Source organism: Aeromonas sp. QDB17 (genome assembly GCF_027705305.1).
GTDB lineage: Bacteria > Pseudomonadota > Gammaproteobacteria > Enterobacterales > Aeromonadaceae > Aeromonas > Aeromonas caviae.
This window is the reverse complement of sequence record NZ_JAPDBP010000050.1, coordinates 1-1,226: the sequence shown is the minus strand read 5'-3', so window position 1 is coordinate 1,226 and position 1,226 is coordinate 1. Positions and strand designations below refer to the sequence as shown.

General features: G+C 53.4%; 2 protein-coding genes and 1 pseudogene. 1 reads left to right on the top strand and 2 read right to left on the bottom strand.

Features of this window, described 5'->3' with window-relative positions:
- Nucleotides 1–230: hypothetical protein (locus OKC41_RS20985; RefSeq protein WP_270672344.1), on the top strand; the 230-nt coding region annotated here is incomplete at its 5' end.
- 10 nt (nt 231–240) lie between these two features.
- Here the strand turns inward: OKC41_RS20985 and gmhB are convergent.
- Together gmhB and tuf are read right to left on the bottom strand one after the other, a co-directional pair.
- A complete protein-coding gene (gmhB, locus tag OKC41_RS20980) occupies nt 241–783 on the bottom strand; it encodes a D-glycero-beta-D-manno-heptose 1,7-bisphosphate 7-phosphatase (RefSeq protein ID WP_010675946.1) in 543 nt (180 codons plus the stop codon).
- Nucleotides 784–896: 113 nt separating this feature from the next.
- Nucleotides 897–1,226, bottom strand: a pseudogene (gene tuf, locus OKC41_RS20975) (elongation factor Tu); the annotation flags it as partial.

Below are 1,226 nucleotides of genomic sequence, written 5' to 3'. Positions count from 1 at the left end.
GCGACGCAGCTTTTGGCTGCTGCGGGAGTGGCATTCTACTCAACCGCCTTCTCGAGTCAAGCCTTATTTTCAAAGGCGTTTCGAGGCTACCGACCGGCTTGTTTGCGTTACCGCTTGCCCTGTCGATGGAGGCGCATTATAGGGAGCGAATTCGTTCTGGCAAGAGGATAATTGCAAAAAGATGGCTTTCACCGTTCAACCGCTCACAAAGCCACCAAAAAGCATTTTAATCCAGCGAAATCAGCCTGTGACAGGCGCTGCAACGGCAAAATCATGCAGGTTGTCGTAGATGGCATCGGCCAGCTCAATCCCCGCATCAGTAATCGGCTTGCCTGTTCTGACCATTATCTTGTGACCGACCTTGGCATTGATGGCGGCTTTCAGGTCCGAAGGTTTGTCACCCACCATATAAGAGCGGTCCATGTCGATGCCCAACTCTTGCTGCGCCAACAGCAGCATGCCGGGTTCCGGTTTGCGGCAGTCGCAAGGGGCGCCGTGATCCGGGTGATGGGGGCAGAAGTAGATACCATCGAGATCCACATCCCGATCGGCCAATGACCAATCCATCCACTCGGTCAGGTTCATGAAGTCATCTTCCGTGAAGTAACCGCGGGCGATACCGGATTGGTTGGTCACCACGACCAGCAAATAGCCTTTTTTCTTCAGCAATTGCATGGCCTCAATCACCCCGGGCAGAAAATGGAAGTCATCAACCTGGCTGACATAACCCGTGTCTTTGTTGATGACACCATCGCGATCCAGAAAAATGGCGGGTTTACTCACAGCAGCTACCTCTATAGATGATTTCGCAAAAGTATCTCACAGGCCAATTAAAGCCCCAAAAGTAAAAGGGGTGGCCGAAGCCACCCCTTTCATGTGTGCATATAAAGTATCGATTAAGCGATAACTTTAGCTACAACACCAGCACCTACGGTACGGCCACCTTCACGGATGGCGAAACGCAGGCCGTCGTCCATCGCGATCGGCGCAATCAGGGTAACAACCATCTTGATGTTGTCGCCCGGCATGACCATCTCTACGCCTTCCGGCAGCTCGATGGTACCGGTCACGTCGGTAGTACGGAAGTAGAACTGCGGACGGTAGCCCTTGAAGAACGGGGTGTGACGACCACCTTCTTCCTTGGACAGCACGTACACTTCGGATTCGAACTTGGTGTGCGGCTTGATGGTGCCCGGCTTGGCCAGTACCTGACCACGCTCTACGTC